Here is a 15,651-nt window from a genome sequence, read left to right as displayed (position 1 = left end):
CGGGTCTCATCCGTCAGTCGGACGCGGGCGGTCAGCTGCTGACGAACTTGGCCGCCAGCTGGGGAGCCGAGACCACCGAGACAGCGTCCAGGCAGGTCAGCACCCGACCGTCGGGGGCGCAGGCGGTGATGGTCAGGGACGCGGCCCCGCTACCGCCGTTGCCCGCGGCCGGCTCGATGACGACCAGGAACGGCTCGCCGTCGGGCAGCGGGTGGTGCAGGTCGGCCCGGCCGACCGAGAGCGGCAGTCCGGCCGTGCCGCGGAAGAGCTTCACCCAGACCAGGCCCGCCTGGAGCAGCAGGTCGGCGGTGCCGGGCGCGAACCGGGAGCCGGCGAACGCGCCGCCGGCCGGCCGGTGTTCGGGCAGCTCGCACTCCAGGACCAGCCGCTCCCGGGACTCGGCCAGCACCCGGCGCACCCCGCGCAGGGACGGACCGTGGAAGAGGGTGCCGTCCGCGTAGAACCCCGCGGCGTCCCGCCCACGGCCCAGTACGGGCAGCTCACCGGCCAGGACCGCCTCGGCCGGCGCGGCCGAGAGGTCGACCACGGCCGCGTAGTGCGGGCGCGGGGTACCGTCCGCGTCGGTCGAACGGATCGCCACCTGCATCGCGCCCCCGGCCGGGGTCAGCACCAGGCGGCAGGTGTCGGGGTGGCCGCCGTCGAAGACGATCCCCTTCTGCACCACGAAGTCACGCACCCGTCCCACCGGGACACCGCCGACCCGCTCGGCCGCGCCGATCGCCCAGCCGAGCGCGACCGCCGCCGGGAGCACCGGCTCGCCTCCGATCACGTGGTCGGTCACGATCGGGTCGCCGGCCAGCGAGCCCAGCCGGCGCTCGACGGTGACGGCCGAGGCGGGCACCGCCGCCTCCCGCTCGGACAGCGGGGTGGTCGGGCCGAGCACGGTCACCACGTCGTCGGCGCGCTCGTCGGCGAACTGCTCGACGAACATCTGCGCACCGGTCCGCACCGGGATCAGGACCAGACCGCGCTCCTCGAAGACCGCCTTGATCTCCGGGGAAACCATCCCGCTGTCCCAGGCGCCCCAGTTCAGCGAGGTGACCCGGGCCTGCGGGTGGCGCTGCTTCCAGGACGACGCCCAGGCGTTGAGCACCTCGTTGGCCATCGCGTAGTCCGACTGGCCGCGGTTGCCGAAGAACCCGGCCACCGAGGAGAAGAGCACCACGTGGCGCAGCGAGTCGGCGTTCAGCGCGGCCGTGAGCGAGCGCAGCCCGGACAGCTTCGGCGCGAGGACCCGCTCGATCTCGGAGGCCTTCTTGTGGGCGATCAGCTGGTCGGCCAGCACGCCGGCGCCGTGCACCAGACCGGTGATCCGCTCCCGGTGGGGGGCGAGGACGGCGGCGGTGGCGGCCGCGTCGGTGATGTCCACCGGGAGGTACTCGACCTGGCTGCCGGCGGCCCGCACCTCGGCCAGGGTGGCGTTGATCTCGCGGATGCCCACGACGGTCCGGAAGAGCTGCTCGACCCGCTTGGGGGTGGGCTTCTCGCCCGCCGCCTTCAGTCCGGCGGCCGCGGCCGCCTTCAGCGCGGCGTCCGGCACTCCGGCCGCCCAGGCCGGCTCCTCCTCCAGCGGGGTGCGACCGAGCAGCAGCAGCCCCGGACGGTGCCGGCGGGCCAGCTCGGTCACGCAGGCCGCGGTGATCCCGCGGGCGCCGCCGGTGACCACCAGCAGGTCCTCGGTGCCGAGCGGCGCGACGCCCCGGCCCGGGGCGGTCAGCGGCCGCTCGGCCAGCGTCAGGCCGACCCGCCGGACGCCGTCCCGGCCCACCTGGATCGGCTCGGCCCCGGCCGCGTGCAGCTCCTCCAGGACCGCGGCGGCCGCGGCGGCCGAATCCAGCGCGGGGGCCAGGTCGACGGCCCGGCAGAACAGCTCACGGGCCTCCACCGCCAGCGTCTTGACCAGGCCGGCCACACCACCGGCGGGCGCCGACTCCTCGGCCACACCGTGCAGACCGAAGGCGCCGTCGAGCCGGGTGACGGTCACGAAGGCGGCCCGGCCGAAGGCGGCGGCGGTGGTCAGCGGCTCGACCACGTGCTTGGCCACCAGCAGGGTGTGTGCCAGTCGGCGCACACCGGAGGCCCAGTCGGTGTCCGGGGTGGTGGTGAGGTCCAGCACCAGGTTGATCCCGTCGACCAGCACCTCCTCGACGCGGGCGGCGAGTTCGGTCACGCCCCAGCTCGACAGGGCGTGGTCCAGCACGCCCGAGGCGCGCTCGGCAACACCGGGCAGGCGCAGCACGTGCACCTTCCAGCCTGCCTCCGCCAGCTGCTCGACGAGGACCGGGGCGAGCTCGCCGCCGTCGTCCACCACGAGCGCACCGGCGCCCTGCGGGTAGGCCTCGACCAGGCGGTCCGGCTCGGGGAGGGTGACCAGGGCGGCCTGGGCGCGGCCGATTCGGGCGGACCGCTTGGGCGCGGCGGCGGGGTCGGCAGCGGGCTCGGCGGCCGGCTCCACCGTGGCGGCGGCCGGAGCCTGCGCCGCGGCGACGGTGCCCGCGGGCTCGTCCGTCCCGGCCATGAAGTCCACGATGTGGCGCAGCGTCCGCAGCTCACCCAGTTGCTCCGGGCCGGCGGCGGTGTCGACCGCGAACCGCTCCTGCAACACACCCATGATCTCGACCCGCTTGATCGAATCGATCCCCAGATCCGCCTCGACATCCATGTCGAGCTCCAACATGTCCGCCGGATAACCCGTCTTCTGCGCCACCACCTCCAGCAACGCACCCTCCACCACCACCGGATCCAGCCCGGTGACGGCCACCGGAGCAGCAGCGGCAGCGACAGGCGCCGGAGCGGCAACCTGCTGCTGGACCACGGCGGGGGCGGGCAGCGCGGCGGCCGGCTGCGCGATCTCCGCGACCGGCAGCGCGGCCGGAACCGCGGCCGGGACCGCGACGGGCTGGGCCGGTGGCGCCACCGGCGCCGCCGCGGCCCGGGGCGCCGGGCTGGACGGGACGGGGGCGCCGCCCAGCTCCAGGCCGGCCAGGTCGCGCAGGACCTCGTTGGCCCGCAGGTGGGTCCGGCCGATCGCCAGGCCGTGCTCCTTGACGGCGGTGACCCCGGGGAGCACCTGGCTCAGCCGGCCCTGCTCGTCGGCGCGCTCCAGCAGTCCGGCCAGGCGCTCGGCGCTCTGCAGCTGACCGTTCAAGTAGTCGTCGTGCAGGAGCAGATGGTCGGCGATGAGATCGGCCAGGCGGTCGTTGTCCACGTGAGCTGTCTCCGGAGCGGTGGGGGCAGGGGTGGCGGGAGCGGGCGCGGCGGCGGCCGCCGCGGGGGCCGGGGCAGAGGCCGGCGCGGGGGCCACCCGAACCGGAGCCGGGAGCGGCGCGGGCCGCACGGCGACCGGCGCGGGGGCGGCAGCGGGCACAGCGGCGGCCGGGGCGGCGGCAGCGGGCGCGGGAGCGGCTGGGGCGAGCTGGGCGGCGGCGGCCGGCTGCGGCACCCGGTAGCCGTTGTCGATCGCGTCCCGGTAGGCCGCCCGGCGCTGCGGCGAGACGTAGTTGATGCCGTTCAGCGAGATGGTCATGCCCTTCGCCGGCTCGCTGCGCCACGGCTCGGCCGCGTACCGGTCGGCGGTGGCCACCGGCAGCCCCAGCACCGCGAGTTGGGCCACGGCCTGCTTGAGCACCAGCTCCGCGTCCCGGTTGGCGCCGCCGTCGAGGGCGAGCACCGTGTGGTCGCGGTCGCCGAGGACGCGGCGGACCAGCTGGCTGAGCACGGCGCTCGGGCCGAACTCGACGAAGACCCGGAAGCCGGCCGCGTACAGCTCCTCCACCCGCTCGGCGAAGTCCACCGGATGGATCAACTGCTCGGCCAGCACCCGCCGGTTGGCGTCGAGGTCCGCGCCGTAGACGGCGCCGCGGGTGTTGGCGAGCACCGGGCCGCGCGGTTCGCGCACCTCGGCCGCCTGCACGTGGGCGCGGAAGGCCTCCACCGCGTGGGCGACGTACGGGCTGTGGAAGGCCGCCGAGACCGGCAGCCGGGCGGCCCGCAGACCGGCCTCCTTGGCCGCCGCCACCAGGCGCTCGATCTCCTCGGTGGCACCGCCGACCACGATCTGGTCCGGCGCGTTGCGGTTGCAGACGGCCAACCCGGGCCGGTCGGCCAGCAGTTCCAGCACGCGCTGCTCGGGCGCGGAGACCGCGGCCATCGCACCGGCGTCGAAGCCGGGCTGCTCGGGCGGGGCCATCGCGGCGCCACGGGCGTGGGCCAGCGCGAAGAAGGTGTCGTCGTCGAGGGCGCCGGATGCCCACAGCGCGGTCAGCTCGCCGAAGCTGTGGCCCAGGAACGCCTCGGCCGTGAAGCCGAGTTCGCTCAGGTAGCGGTACTGCCCGACCGACAGCGCGCCGATGGCGGGCTGCGCGTAGGCGGTGCGCCGCAGCGCGACCTCCTGCTCCTGGCGCCCGGCCGCGGTGAACGACGGCGCGGGGAAGGCGACCCGGGAGAGCGTCTCGGCGCCCGCGAACTGCTCGTTGGCCCGGTCGAAGGCGGCGCGCAGCGGCGGCAGCGCCAGCACGGCCGTCTTGCCGGGGTTGACGTACTGGCTGCCCTGGCCGGCGAAGAGCGCGGCCACCTTGCCGGCCTGCACCGCGCCCCGGCGGAAGTACACGCCCTTGGGGTGCGACCAGGACTGCGCCTCCGGCCGGGCGCGCAGCTCGCCCAGCGCCACCTCGCGCAGCGCGGCCAGCTCCTCCTCGGTCCTGGCGACCAGGGCGAGCCGGGCGCGGCCGGCCGGGACCGGACCGCCGGCGGCCGGCGCGCCGTCCGCCAGGGCCGCCGTCAGCGCTGCGGTGTCCGGCGCGTGCCACAGGTGCACCCGGGCGACCGGGAACATCACCTTCAGGTCGGCGCCGTTGCCGTACTCCTCCATCACGACGTGGAAGTTGGTGCCGCCGAAGCCGAACGAGGAGATGGCGGCCCGCCGCTTGCCCAGCTCCGGGTCGCGGATCCACGGCCGCGACTCGGTGTTGACGTAGAACGGCCCGTTCTCGAAGTCGATCGCCGGGTTGGGCTCGTTGACGTTGATGGTGGGCGGCAGCAGCTTGTGGTGCAGGGAGAGCGCCAACTTGATCATCCCGGCCGCGCCGGCAGCCGCCTTGGTGTGGCCGATCTGCGACTTCACGCTGCCCACGGCCGCGTACTTGCGCGCCTCGGTGGCCTCGGCGACCACGGCGGCCAGCGCGCTCAGCTCGGTGGCGTCGCCGACCGCGGTGCCGGTGCCGTGCGCCTCGAAGAGCTCCACGCTCGCGGGCGAGCAGTCGGCGTCGTGGTACGCGCGGCGCAGCGCGACCATCTGGCCTTCCTTGCGCGGGGCGTAGATGGACTTGAACCGGCCGTCGCTGGAGGTGCCCAGGCCCCGCAGCACCGCGTAGATCCGGTTGCCGTCGCGCTCGGCGTCGGAGAGCCGGCGCAGCGCGAGCATGCCGATGCCCTCGCCGATCAGCGTGCCGTCCGCGTCCTTGTCGAACGGGCGGATCCGGCCGCTCTTGGACAGCGCCGGGGTCTTGCTGAAGCAGAGGTACATGAAGATGGTGTTCTCGGCGTCGCAACCGCCCACCAGCATGGTGTCGGCGCGGCCTTCGAGCAGTTCGCTGACGGCGGTCTTGACCGCGCCCAGCGAGCTCGCGCAGGCGGCGTCGACGGTCATGTTGGTGCCGCCCAGGTCCAGGCGGTTGGCGATCCGCCCGGCGACCACGTTGCCCAGCATGCCTGGGAACGAGTTCTCCTCCCACGGGGCGTACGCCAGGCGGAACTTGGCGGCGATCTCCTCGGCGTCCCGCTCGCTCAGGCCGCAGCTGCGCACGACCTCCTTGAGCACCGGGGTCTGCAGGCGCGCGGTGAGCGGCTGGGTCAGCTGGTTGGCGCCGGTGATGCCGAGGACGACCCCGGTGCGCGAGGCGTCGTACCAGGGCTGGTCGGCACCGGCGTCCTTGAGCAGGTCGCGGGCGACGACCAGGCTGAGCAGCTGGAGGACGTCCGTCACCTCCAGGGTGTTCGGCGGCAGGCCGAACTCCATCGGGTTGAAGGCCACGTCGGGGATGAAGCCGCCGCGCCGGGAGTAGGTCTTGTCGGGCACCGACGGGTCCGGGTCGTAGTGCTCGTCGACGTCCCAGTGGGTCGCGGGCACGTCGTCGATGCAGTCCGCGGCCGAGGTGACGTTCGCCCAGAATTCCCGCAGGTCACGGGACTTGGGGTAGAGCGCGGAGAGGCCGACGATGGCGATGGGGTCACGGGCGAGCCGACGATCGAGGTCGGGTTCCTGCGAAGGGTTCACGGCGAGTCTCTCTGGATCTCTCGGGATCTGGACGAGCGGGATCTGGACGAGCGGGATCTGGACGAGCGGGATCTGGACGAGCGGGATCTGGACGAGCGGGATCTGGACGAGCGGGATCTCCGGTCGCGGCGCCCGCAGCGCAGGGCTCCGCCGCCCGGCCGACGGGCGGGCGGGGCCGTGCGGCCGGTCAGTACCGGGGCCGGCGGATCAGTTCGGCGATGACTGCGGCGGCGTCCGGGCGGCTGAGCATCGTGTAGTGGTCGCCCGGTGCGGTGTGCACGGCCAGGCCGTGCGGGGCGAGCTCCGCCCAGCCGAGCGTCTCGTCCTCCGGGATGAGGCTGTCCGCGGCCTTGACCAGGACCAGCGGCACGGACGAGGGCGCCGGGCGGTGCGTGGCGGTGAGCCGGTTGTTGCGCAACAGCCCGTCGACGTAGGTGTCGTAGAGCTTTCGCAGGCCGGGAAGCGGTGTGCCCGCGGCCAGCGCGCCGCAGTCGATCGCGACGTCGAGCAGGCGGACCAGCCCGGTCCCGGTGTCGAGGCCGACGCTTCCGCCGGGGCCGAACGAGACCGTACGGCCGCGCTTGGCCCCCAGGTACATCGCGAACCAGCGCAGCAGCAGGGGCGGGTCGAGCGCGTCGTCAGGCTGCTGGTAGGCGTCGGTGGGGGCGATGCTGTCGAGGAGCACCAGCCGGTCGGGGCACTCCGGCCGCGTCAGGCGCTCGGTCATCGCCTGCGCGAGGACACCGCCGAAGGACCAGCCGACGAAGGTCACCGGGCCGCCGGCCGGCTGCCGCACCCGGTCGGCGCGGTACTCCGCGACCAGCCGGTCCACCAGCGAGGCGACGGTCAGCTCGGTGCGCCCGCCCGACAGCGCGGCTTCGAAGTACTCCGGGACACCGGCCAGGTCGAGGACGACGGCCCCGCAGTCCCCGGGCAGTGCCTGCGTGATGCCACCCCAGACGCTCGACGGGAGCGCGCCGGGGTGGACGGCGTACACGGTGTGCTCCCCGGGGGCGGTGGGCCGGTGCCGGAGCGCCAGCGGTGGCGCGTCCGGACCGCTACCGGCTCCCCGGAGCGCTCCGGCCCTACGCCGAGGCGGCACGCTGCGCGACCTCCTCGGCCAGGTACTCCGCCAGGTCCTTGATGGTCGGGTGGTACCACAGCGTCGTCGTGCCCAGTTCAAAACCCAGCCAGTTCTCCATTTCGCCGGCCAGGATGAGCGCCTCGGTGCTGTCCAGGTCGAGCTCGTCGAAGTACTGCTCCGGCGGAACCGTGGACGGCTCCACCCCCAGCCGGTGGGCAATCTTCTCAATCAGCCACTGCTGGGCTTCGTCGACCGTGATGTTCCCCATTCCGATCCTTTCCCGACCTTGTGATTGGGCTGTCCACGGACGCGCGGAAAACGGCACACCGGGGCCTCGTCGGAGTTTTCACGAATGCCGCGGCCGAATTCGCCGGGCCGTCCGCAGGTCGTGACCATAGGCCGGTGCCGGGTGCCGGGCAACTCGATCCGGAGCCCGAATCGCCCGCTGACACCGATCCTGCTGATCAGTCAGTAGCCAAGAAATCGGGCCGACCGCGCCGAGCTGCGGGATCGTCGGGGTGAACGGCTGACGGGGCGGCCTCCCGTCAGCCTGGCGCAAACGTGTCAGCGCGCCTGTCAGCGCGCCTGTCAGCCGCCTTCAGCCCGGCACTGGCCACCCAGCGTCACCGTGTGCGTCCGGCCCGGCAGGGTCGTCTCGCGGTTCTCCTCGATGTCGCGAACCCAGGCGCCGATCGAGACGCCGGGCATCGAGGCCAGCCGCGCGGCCACCATCCGCAGCGCCAGCGGGCGCCGTCCGCAGGCCTCGGCCAGCGCCGCCGCGGCCTGCGGCTCGGCCGCCGTCCGCTCCCGGCCGAGGAAGGCTTCGAGCAGTTCACGCGCCTCCGGCCCGGACAGGGCGTCAAGGGCGAGCGACCTGGCGCCGTTGCGGGCCACCAGGTCCGTCAGCGGGCGCCGGCTGGTCACCAGCACCAGGTTCCCCGAGGTGCCCGGGAGGAGCGGGCGCAGCTGGGCGGAGGACCGCGCGTCGTCCAGCAGCACCAGGACCCGCCGCCCCGCCAGCACGGTGCGGAAGAGCGCGGACGCCTCCTCCGGGTCGGCGGGTATCCGGTCCCGGGCCACGCCCAGGGAGCGCAGGAAGCACCCCAGGACCTCCCCGGGGCGCGCCGGGCGGCCGGTCCCCGCACTGCCCTGGAGGTCGGCGTAGAGCTGACCGTCCGGGAACCGGTCGAGCGTCCGGTGGGACCAGAGCACGGCCAGGGCCGTCTTGCCCAGTTCGGCCGGCCCGTGGATGGCCGCGACGGCCATCGAGCAGTCCTCCCGCCGCCGCGCCAGCAGCTCGTCGAGCTCGGCCAGTTCGCTCCGGCGGCCGACGAACGGACTGATCAGGGGCGGCAGCTGGGCGGGCGCGGCGATGCCGTCGCGCGCCGGGAACCTGGCTCGCGGCGGCGGGAGGTGCTGCCGCTCGTCCCGGCGTCCCGGCGCCTCGTCGCGTTCCGGCGCCTCGTCACGCCCTGGCGCGCCGGCCTGCCCGGCGACCGCGCCGGACTGGTGCAGGATGCGCCGGCGCGCCTCCCAGACCTCCTCGCTCGGCTCCACCCCCAGCTCCTCGCGGAACTGCCTGCGCAGGTCGCAGAAGAGCCGCAGCGCCGCCGCCCGGCGACCCGAGTCGGCCAACGCGAGCATCAGCCGCGCCTGCACCCCCTCGTGCAGCGGCTCCTCGCAGGCCGCCATCCGCAACTGCTCGACCACGAAGGCGGGCCGGTCCCGGCCGAGCGCCAGGTCCGCGAACTCGACGGCCAGCTCGATCCGTTGCTGGGCGATCGCCACCGCGGCCGGGTGCTGCCGGAGCACCGGCAGGTCCTCCAGCACCGGGCCGCGCCAGTACTGGAACGCCCGGCCGAACAGCTCCAGGGCGAGGGCGGGGTCGCTCTCCCGCGCCGCGGCGGCCCGGCCGCCCAGCTCCTCGAAGCGCAGCAGGTCGAGCATCGCGGGGTGGGCCTCCAAGAGGTACCCGCCGCGCACGGTGCTGATCCGGCAGTGCCGGCCGGGCCCGCCGCCCCCCTTGATGGTCCGGCGCAGCCTTGCCACGTAGCTGTGCAGCAGATCGGTGCCGGAGGGCGGCGCCTCGCCGCTCCACAGCACGTCCGCCATCTCGCCGTGACTGACCGTCCGGTTGGGCTGGATGGCCAGCAGTCCGAGCAGGACGCGCTGCTTGAGCGGTAACGCCACCGCGCGGCCGTCGCACGAGACGGACAGCGGCCCCAGGACCCGGATGTCGTACGGCCCGTCGACCTGCGCGGTCGTCCCGGTCCGACCGGCGTCCTCCTCCCAGGGGGCCTTGCCGCGGTCCAGCCCCACGGCCTGCGCCAACCGGTCGAGCGAGTCGCGGCGCGGCTGCGCCACCCGGCCGGACTCGATGTAGCGCAGGGCGCGGACGCTGAGCCCGGCCCGCTCGGCCACCTCACTCTGCGTCAGACCGGCGGCCAGTCGGGCACCCCGCAGGATCGCCCCCCAGGAGTCCACGGTCATGCCCACAACACTTCCTTCCCCCGACGGGCGCATGACGCACCGTGACGGATCGGCACTGACCGTGCGGGGCGTCGGCGCCGACTGTAGCGAGGCCGCGTGTCATCCGGCACACACAGTGGCGTCACCCCGAGGATGTGAGATGCGACACATCAGTGCCGGTGCCGCCCCCGCAACTGCCTCTCCGGGCGACGGATTTTCCTCCCCCGAGTTGCCGCTCGGCCGGACCGCCGCATCATACGTCGAGGTCGGGCTGCCCTTACCGACTCCGGAGGATGCCGCCAGAATCGATACAGCAAGGCTTCCTCCGATTCATTTACGGTCCGTGTGGTCACGCAATCATGAAGCAGCAGCGGGACACCGGGCTGGATTTATCCCTTCGGCAATGTCCGGTTCACATCGCCATGGCAATGTCTGGTTCACATCGCAGTGACACCAGCATGTCGCACTGTCATGAAGAGAGCGGCTTTTCCACCTGGGTGGCATCTCTTTTGGGGGATTACAAAGCACATGCTGGCGGATACTGCGCACAACTGGCCCCTGACCGGAAGAGAAGTCGAACTAGAGGCGATCGAGGACGCCATCGGCCGCGGCGGCGGAGTCCTCCTGGACGGCGATCGCGGCACGGGGAAGAGCCGGCTGCTGGCGGCGGCCCTGGAGCGGGCCGCGGCCGCGGGCCGGACCGTCATCTCGGTCGGCGGGACGGGACGGGGACGGGAGGACTCCGTCGAAGCCTTCGGATCGCTGACGGAATGCCTGGAATGGTTCACCGCCTCCCGGCGCCGGGAGGCCGTCGCCGACCCCGCGGTGCTCGGCGTCGACGACGCCCATCTCGTCGACGACACGTCAGCGGCCCGGCTGTACCAGCTGGTCGCCTCCGGCCGGCTGGCCCTGGCGACGGCCGTCGAGCGCGGCGCACCGGTGCCGGCCGGGATCGACAAGCTCTGGGTCACCCGCCTGGTGGAGCGCATCGAGCTCGGCCCCTTCGACCGGACCGCGGTCGCCGGCGCCCTGCACGGCCGGCTGGGCGGACACGTCGACACCGCCACCCTGGAGCGGCTCCGGGCCGCCACCGGCGGCAACCCGCTGATCCTGGGTGAGCTGGTCGAGGGTGCTCTCGCGGACGGCTCGCTCCGGCAGGTCAACGGGATCTGGCGGTGGCGGGGCCTGGCCGAACGCCCCACCGAGCGGCTGGCCGCCGTCGTCCACCTCGGCCTGCGCGGCCTCGCCCCGGACGAGCAGGAGCTGGTCAACATGCTCGCGGTCGCGCAGCCGCTGGAGGCGGAGATCACCGACCACTGCGGCCTCACCCAGGCCGCCGAATCGCTCAACCTGCGCGGGGTGGTGGCGGTCGAGTACGGCGGGCACCGGGTGCGGCTGCGGCTGGCGCTGCCGCTGAGCGGGTTCGTGGTGGCCGCCCGGATGTCCGATCTGACCGCGCGCCGGCTCCGCCGCCAGGTGGCCGACTGGATCGAGGGCACCGGCGCCCGGCGGGCGGACGACGAGTTGCGCGTCATCACCCTGCGGCTGGACGCGGGACTCGTCCCCGGGCGGCGGCAGTTACTGCGACTGACGCGCACCGCGTTCCGGCGGCAGGACCTGGCGCTCGCGGAGCGCCTGTGCCGGCTGGCGCTGGACGGCTCCCCGACCGACGCCGGGGGGCGGGCCCGCGACCGGTGTCCCCGGCCCGGTCCGGCTTGGGAGCCGGCGCTGCCGATCGGCTCGACAGCCGGTTCGGGGACCGGCTCAGCAGTCGACTCGACGACCGGTTCGGCGACCGGCCCGGGGACCGGCTCAGCGGGGTTCGGCGCCGCTTCCCGCCCACTGCCGACGCGCGTGGCGTCGGCCGGTGACGAGCCCACGGCGGCCCCCGACGACGTGCCGACCGCCCTGCTGCTGGGCCGGATCCTGGCAGCCCGGGGCCACCACGCCGAGGCCGAGACGCTCTTCGCCGCCGGCCTCGACACCGGCGCCCGGGTGCCGGTCGCCGACCTGCTCGCCGCGGTGCACGGCCGGGCGGCCAACCTGGCCTTCGGCCTGCGCCGGCTGGACGACGCGGCAGCCGTGCTGGACCGGGCCGTGGCGACCGTGGGCGCCGACCGGGCGCCGGCCCTCCAGGGCTCCCGGGCCGTCATCGCGGTCACGGCCGACCGGCTGCACGACGCGGTCGCGATCGGCGACGCGGCGCTGCCCGACGAGTCCGCCGACTCCCCCGTCACCCAGGTCCTGCTGCCGGCGGTGGCCTTCGCCCGGATGCAACTCGGCGACCCGGCCGGTGCGTTGGAGCTGCTGTCGCGGTGCGCGGCGGCCGTGGCCGGCTGGGACGACGACGCCCGGCTGCGCCACCATGTGCTGCTCGCCCGCTGCGCGTTCCTGATGGGCGATCTGCACGGCTGCGAGAGCGCGCTGGAGGCCATGAGCCGGCACGCCGCCGAGGAGGACCACCAGCGCCGGCTCCAGATCGCGGTGCTCCGCTCCCGCCTGTGCCGCGCCGCCGGACGGCCGGACGAGGCGGTAGCGCTGCTGCGGGAGGCGAGCGTGCTCCAGGGGCGGGACGACTGGTTGACCACCCAGGCCTGGACGCTGGCCCAACTCGCCGGCGCGCTGGCCGAGTCCGGTCGGCAGTCCGAGGCGCTGCGCACGCTGGTCGAGGCCCGGCTGGTGCAGAGTGAGGCGGTGGCGCACCCGATCGCCGCCGACGACATCGCGCTGGAGCGCGCCCTGGTCCTGGCCCACTGCGGGGACCGTCCCGGAGCCGCCGGCCAGGCGCTGGAGGTGGCCAGGAACTCGGCGGCGGCCCACCGCACGGCCACCGCCGTGGCCGCCCTGCACCTGGCGGCCCGCGTCGCGCGGGCCGCTCCGCTCACCGCCCAGGCCACCCGGCTGGCCGCGCACAGCAGTTCGGAGCTGGTCCGGTTGCAGGCCGAGCACATCCGGGCGCTCGCCGAGTCCGACGGCGACGCGCTGAGCGCGGTGATGACCCGGCTCCGCGAGCTGGGCGCGCTCCCGCTGGCGGCCGAGGCGGCGGCGCAGGCCGGCCGCGCCTACCGGGCGGCCGGGCAGCACCACAAGAGCCGTGAGGTCCGGAGCGGTTGCGGGGAGATCCTGGCCGACTGCGGTGGCACGCTGCCGCCGTGGTGCGCGGTCGAACCCCGGTGGGAGGGCGCGACCGCGCAGCTGACCACCAGGGAGCGGGAGATCGCCGCGCTCGCCGCGGCCGGGGTGTCCAACCGCGACATCGCCGGCCAACTGGTGCTCTCGGTACGGACGGTGGAGAATCACCTGCACCGCGTCTACCACAAACTGGCGGTCACGGCCCGAGCCGAGCTGGCCCGGGTGCTGGCCCAGGCGGAGGCCGCCGAGCCGGTGCTGCTCAGCGATGTCCGGGCGGCCCCGGCGGCGGCCCCGGCGGCAGGTGCGACGGCCGAACGGACGCGGTCCAGACGGAGACCGCCGGGCGCCACCAAGGGCCCGGGTCGCCGGGCTGCCGGCTGATCCGCCCCGTACCCGCACCCGGGTGTACGGTCCGGCCCGCGGGCCGGACGCTCACCCCGTGCCGGCCGAGCCGGTACCGGACCGCCCCTGGTAGGGCAGGTCATCGCGCACCGCCGCCAGATGGTGCCCGGGCTCGCGCTGGGCCACCAGGGCCGTCAGGTGCTCGACCGCCGCCCGCAGGCTCTGCTGCTCACAGATCAACTGCTCGATCTGCAGCCTCAGTTCGAGATTTTCGGGGGCGCCGGGGAGATCGCCGCCGGACCGCGCCGGAGCCGACCGGTCGGCCGACGCGAGTTGACGGCTTCTGGCGGACAGCAGCGCGACCGGCGCCAGGCCGCGCTCGCCGCCGGGACGACCCCGCTCCCGGGCGGCCCCGGCGGGTTCCTCGACCTTCCGGCCGCACCGCTCGAGCGCGACCGCCAGCTGCTCGTGGAACCTCTCGCGCCCCGGGTGAGTGGTGACCAGTTCCTCCAGCTGTCCCACCACCTGCCACTGCAGGCCCAGCCGCAGCGCGGCGTCGTAGCGGTCCTCCAGCGCCCGCAGCCGCTCCTCCTCCAACTGCGCCGCGGCACCGGCGCAGAGCGGGCCGCCGGCCCCGCCGTCCAGGGCCGGGCCGCGCCACAGCTTCAGCGCCTTGCACAGCAGCGAGTAGGCGGTCCGCGGGTCACTCGCCACCAGCCGCCGCGCCCGGATCACCTCCAACCGGAAGTGCGAGCTGTCGATCTCGTCGGGCCGGGCCTGCAGCAGGTAGCCGGCGCCGCGGGCGATCAGGCGCGGCGCGTTGGCCCGCGCGGGCTCCGCCTCGATCAGCACCTGGCGCAGGCGCGACACGTGCGCCTGGAGGGCGTTTACGGCCTTGTCCGGGGCGTCGCCGCCCCACAGCTCCCGGATCAGCAGGTCGGTGGGTACCGGCGCGCCCAGCCGGGCGAGGAGCGCGCCGAGCAGCATCCGCTGCTTGGGGCTGTTCAACTGGACCCGCCGCTGCCTGGCCTCGTCGAAGATCTCAGCAGGACCCAGGATCCGGAACTGCATCTCTACCCCCATGGCTCGGTGCGGCCCGTGCTGCCCAGCAACCCGAGTCGACCACGAGCCAGGCTCCAGCACGTGAGTACGAGCTACTCAAATGTGTTCGAGCAACTGCCCGGCCACCCCATCTCGCCGCCGCCCCGGGCCGCACGCCCGCCCCGCACCGCGCCCGCAGGTGAGTAGCGGCTACTCAGGTCCCATTGCCCACCCGTGTGGCGGTGCCGCGCTACCCGGCCGTGGCGGGGGCGTGCACCGCGTTCGACCACATGAGCTGGACGGGAACATCGCCACTCCCGTCCGCGAGTTTCACCGACCGGAAAATGGCCGAGATGGGAGCCAGCCCGCGATCGGCCTCGTTGATGGGCAGATCGCCGATCTCGCCCTGGCCGATCTCCGAGTACCAGCCGACCTTCGACTCGTCGTTGAATCGAACGGCGTCCTCGACGTCGGGATCCGTCCGCGCTTCGTTGAGCTCGTGGTAGAAGGTGGCGACGACGTTTTCCCAGGATTCGTTGAATTGGACTATTCCGTTGGATCCTTCCGAAAAGACCCCGACCGCGTAGTAGGTCGTCACGGTCCGGTTGCCCTTGGTCACATGCACCGATCCGTGGTACCCGCCCAGTCCGTGCGTCGAGTCACCGTCATCGTCGTCGATCTTGACCAGGGCGCGGGTGCGGCGGGAGTGTTCCTCTTCGGCGCCGGGCGGGGGCTGGAAACCGGGCGAGAAACCGTCCACGAGGATGACCCCGGGCGGCAGCATCATGTTGATGACGCACTGCCCGGGATCGTTGTCGCCGAGCACCCCGCTCAGGAACAACTGGCCCGCGAGCTCCTCCACCTGATCCTTGAAGAACCGCGATCCCCCCGGGGCGTCCAGGTCCACCACGGCGCGCGGCAACGCCCTGGAGCTGATGCTGTCCGAGTAGTACTGGCCCATGACCGATTGCAACGCGCTGTCCGACATCGCCGCCGCGAGCGCCTTGTCGATGTTGTCCATGTCGCTCTCGGCCCAGGCCGCGGCACCGCCGACGAAGCGGTTGACGAAGACCAGGTCGGCGATCGTCCTTCCGTGATGGTCCTTCAGATCCCAGGTCGGAATCTCATGGAACCCGTCGGCCGTCACCGCGGCGGCCGCGGCCTCCCCGGCAAGCGCGGTCCGCCTGCTCGCGAGCGCCTGAGCAAATCGCGAGCGGGGGCCCACCACAATGCCGCGCGGCCTGATCTCCCCGTTCTCGGAATAGATCATGGCAGATATCCCCTTAGG

General features: G+C 74.1%; 7 protein-coding genes. 1 reads left to right on the top strand and 6 read right to left on the bottom strand.

The window, feature by feature from the left end:
* Window positions 1–31 precede the first annotated feature (31 nt).
* From ACGF12_RS25380 to ACGF12_RS25365, 4 genes are all read right to left on the bottom strand, one after another.
* Window positions 32–6,295 (bottom strand): SDR family NAD(P)-dependent oxidoreductase, encoded by a 6,264-nt coding sequence (locus ACGF12_RS25380; RefSeq protein ID WP_393034370.1) that lies wholly within the window; start codon window positions 6,293–6,295, stop codon window positions 32–34.
* Between the two features lie 187 nt (window positions 6,296–6,482).
* Window positions 6,483–7,292 (bottom strand): alpha/beta fold hydrolase, encoded by an 810-nt coding sequence (locus ACGF12_RS25375; protein WP_393034368.1) that lies wholly within the window; start codon window positions 7,290–7,292, stop codon window positions 6,483–6,485.
* 88 nt (window positions 7,293–7,380) lie between these two features.
* Window positions 7,381–7,647, bottom strand: coding sequence for an acyl carrier protein (locus ACGF12_RS25370; RefSeq protein ID WP_393034365.1), 267 nt, complete (start codon window positions 7,645–7,647; stop codon window positions 7,381–7,383).
* Window positions 7,648–7,967: 320 nt separating this feature from the next.
* Entirely contained in the window at window positions 7,968–9,869 is a 1,902-nt protein-coding gene (locus ACGF12_RS25365) for a BTAD domain-containing putative transcriptional regulator (RefSeq protein ID WP_393034362.1), read from the bottom strand.
* Between the two features lie 507 nt (window positions 9,870–10,376).
* Between ACGF12_RS25365 and ACGF12_RS25360 the strand changes: the two genes are divergently transcribed.
* Complete coding sequence (locus ACGF12_RS25360) at window positions 10,377–13,361, top strand: LuxR C-terminal-related transcriptional regulator (protein ID WP_393034359.1); 2,985 nt, start codon at window positions 10,377–10,379, stop codon at window positions 13,359–13,361.
* 51 nt (window positions 13,362–13,412) lie between these two features.
* Here ACGF12_RS25360 and ACGF12_RS25355 read toward each other — a convergent pair whose 3' ends face one another.
* Complete coding sequence (locus tag ACGF12_RS25355) at window positions 13,413–14,393, bottom strand: BTAD domain-containing putative transcriptional regulator (RefSeq protein WP_393034357.1); 981 nt, start codon at window positions 14,391–14,393, stop codon at window positions 13,413–13,415.
* Between the two features lie 220 nt (window positions 14,394–14,613).
* Complete coding sequence (locus tag ACGF12_RS25350; protein ID WP_393034354.1) at window positions 14,614–15,633, bottom strand: hypothetical protein; 1,020 nt, start codon at window positions 15,631–15,633, stop codon at window positions 14,614–14,616.
* Window positions 15,634–15,651: the final 18 nt, after the last annotated feature.

Source organism: Kitasatospora sp. NPDC048296, assembly GCF_043201815.1.
In the GTDB taxonomy this organism is placed as follows: Bacteria; Actinomycetota; Actinomycetes; order Streptomycetales; family Streptomycetaceae; genus Kitasatospora.
This window is presented reverse-complemented; position numbering and strand designations above follow the sequence as displayed.

Coding starts and splice junctions, on each gene's coding strand:
- ACGF12_RS25355 (WP_393034357.1), bottom strand. CDS start 14,393: ATGCAGTTCCGGATCCTGGGTCCTGCTGAGATCTTCGACGAGGCCAGG.
- ACGF12_RS25370 (WP_393034365.1), bottom strand. CDS start 7,647: ATGGGGAACATCACGGTCGACGAAGCCCAGCAGTGGCTGATTGAGAAG.
- ACGF12_RS25365 (WP_393034362.1), bottom strand. CDS start 9,869: ATGACCGTGGACTCCTGGGGGGCGATCCTGCGGGGTGCCCGACTGGCC.
- ACGF12_RS25360 (WP_393034359.1), top strand. CDS start 10,377: ATGCTGGCGGATACTGCGCACAACTGGCCCCTGACCGGAAGAGAAGTC.
- ACGF12_RS25350 (WP_393034354.1), bottom strand. CDS start 15,633: ATGATCTATTCCGAGAACGGGGAGATCAGGCCGCGCGGCATTGTGGTG.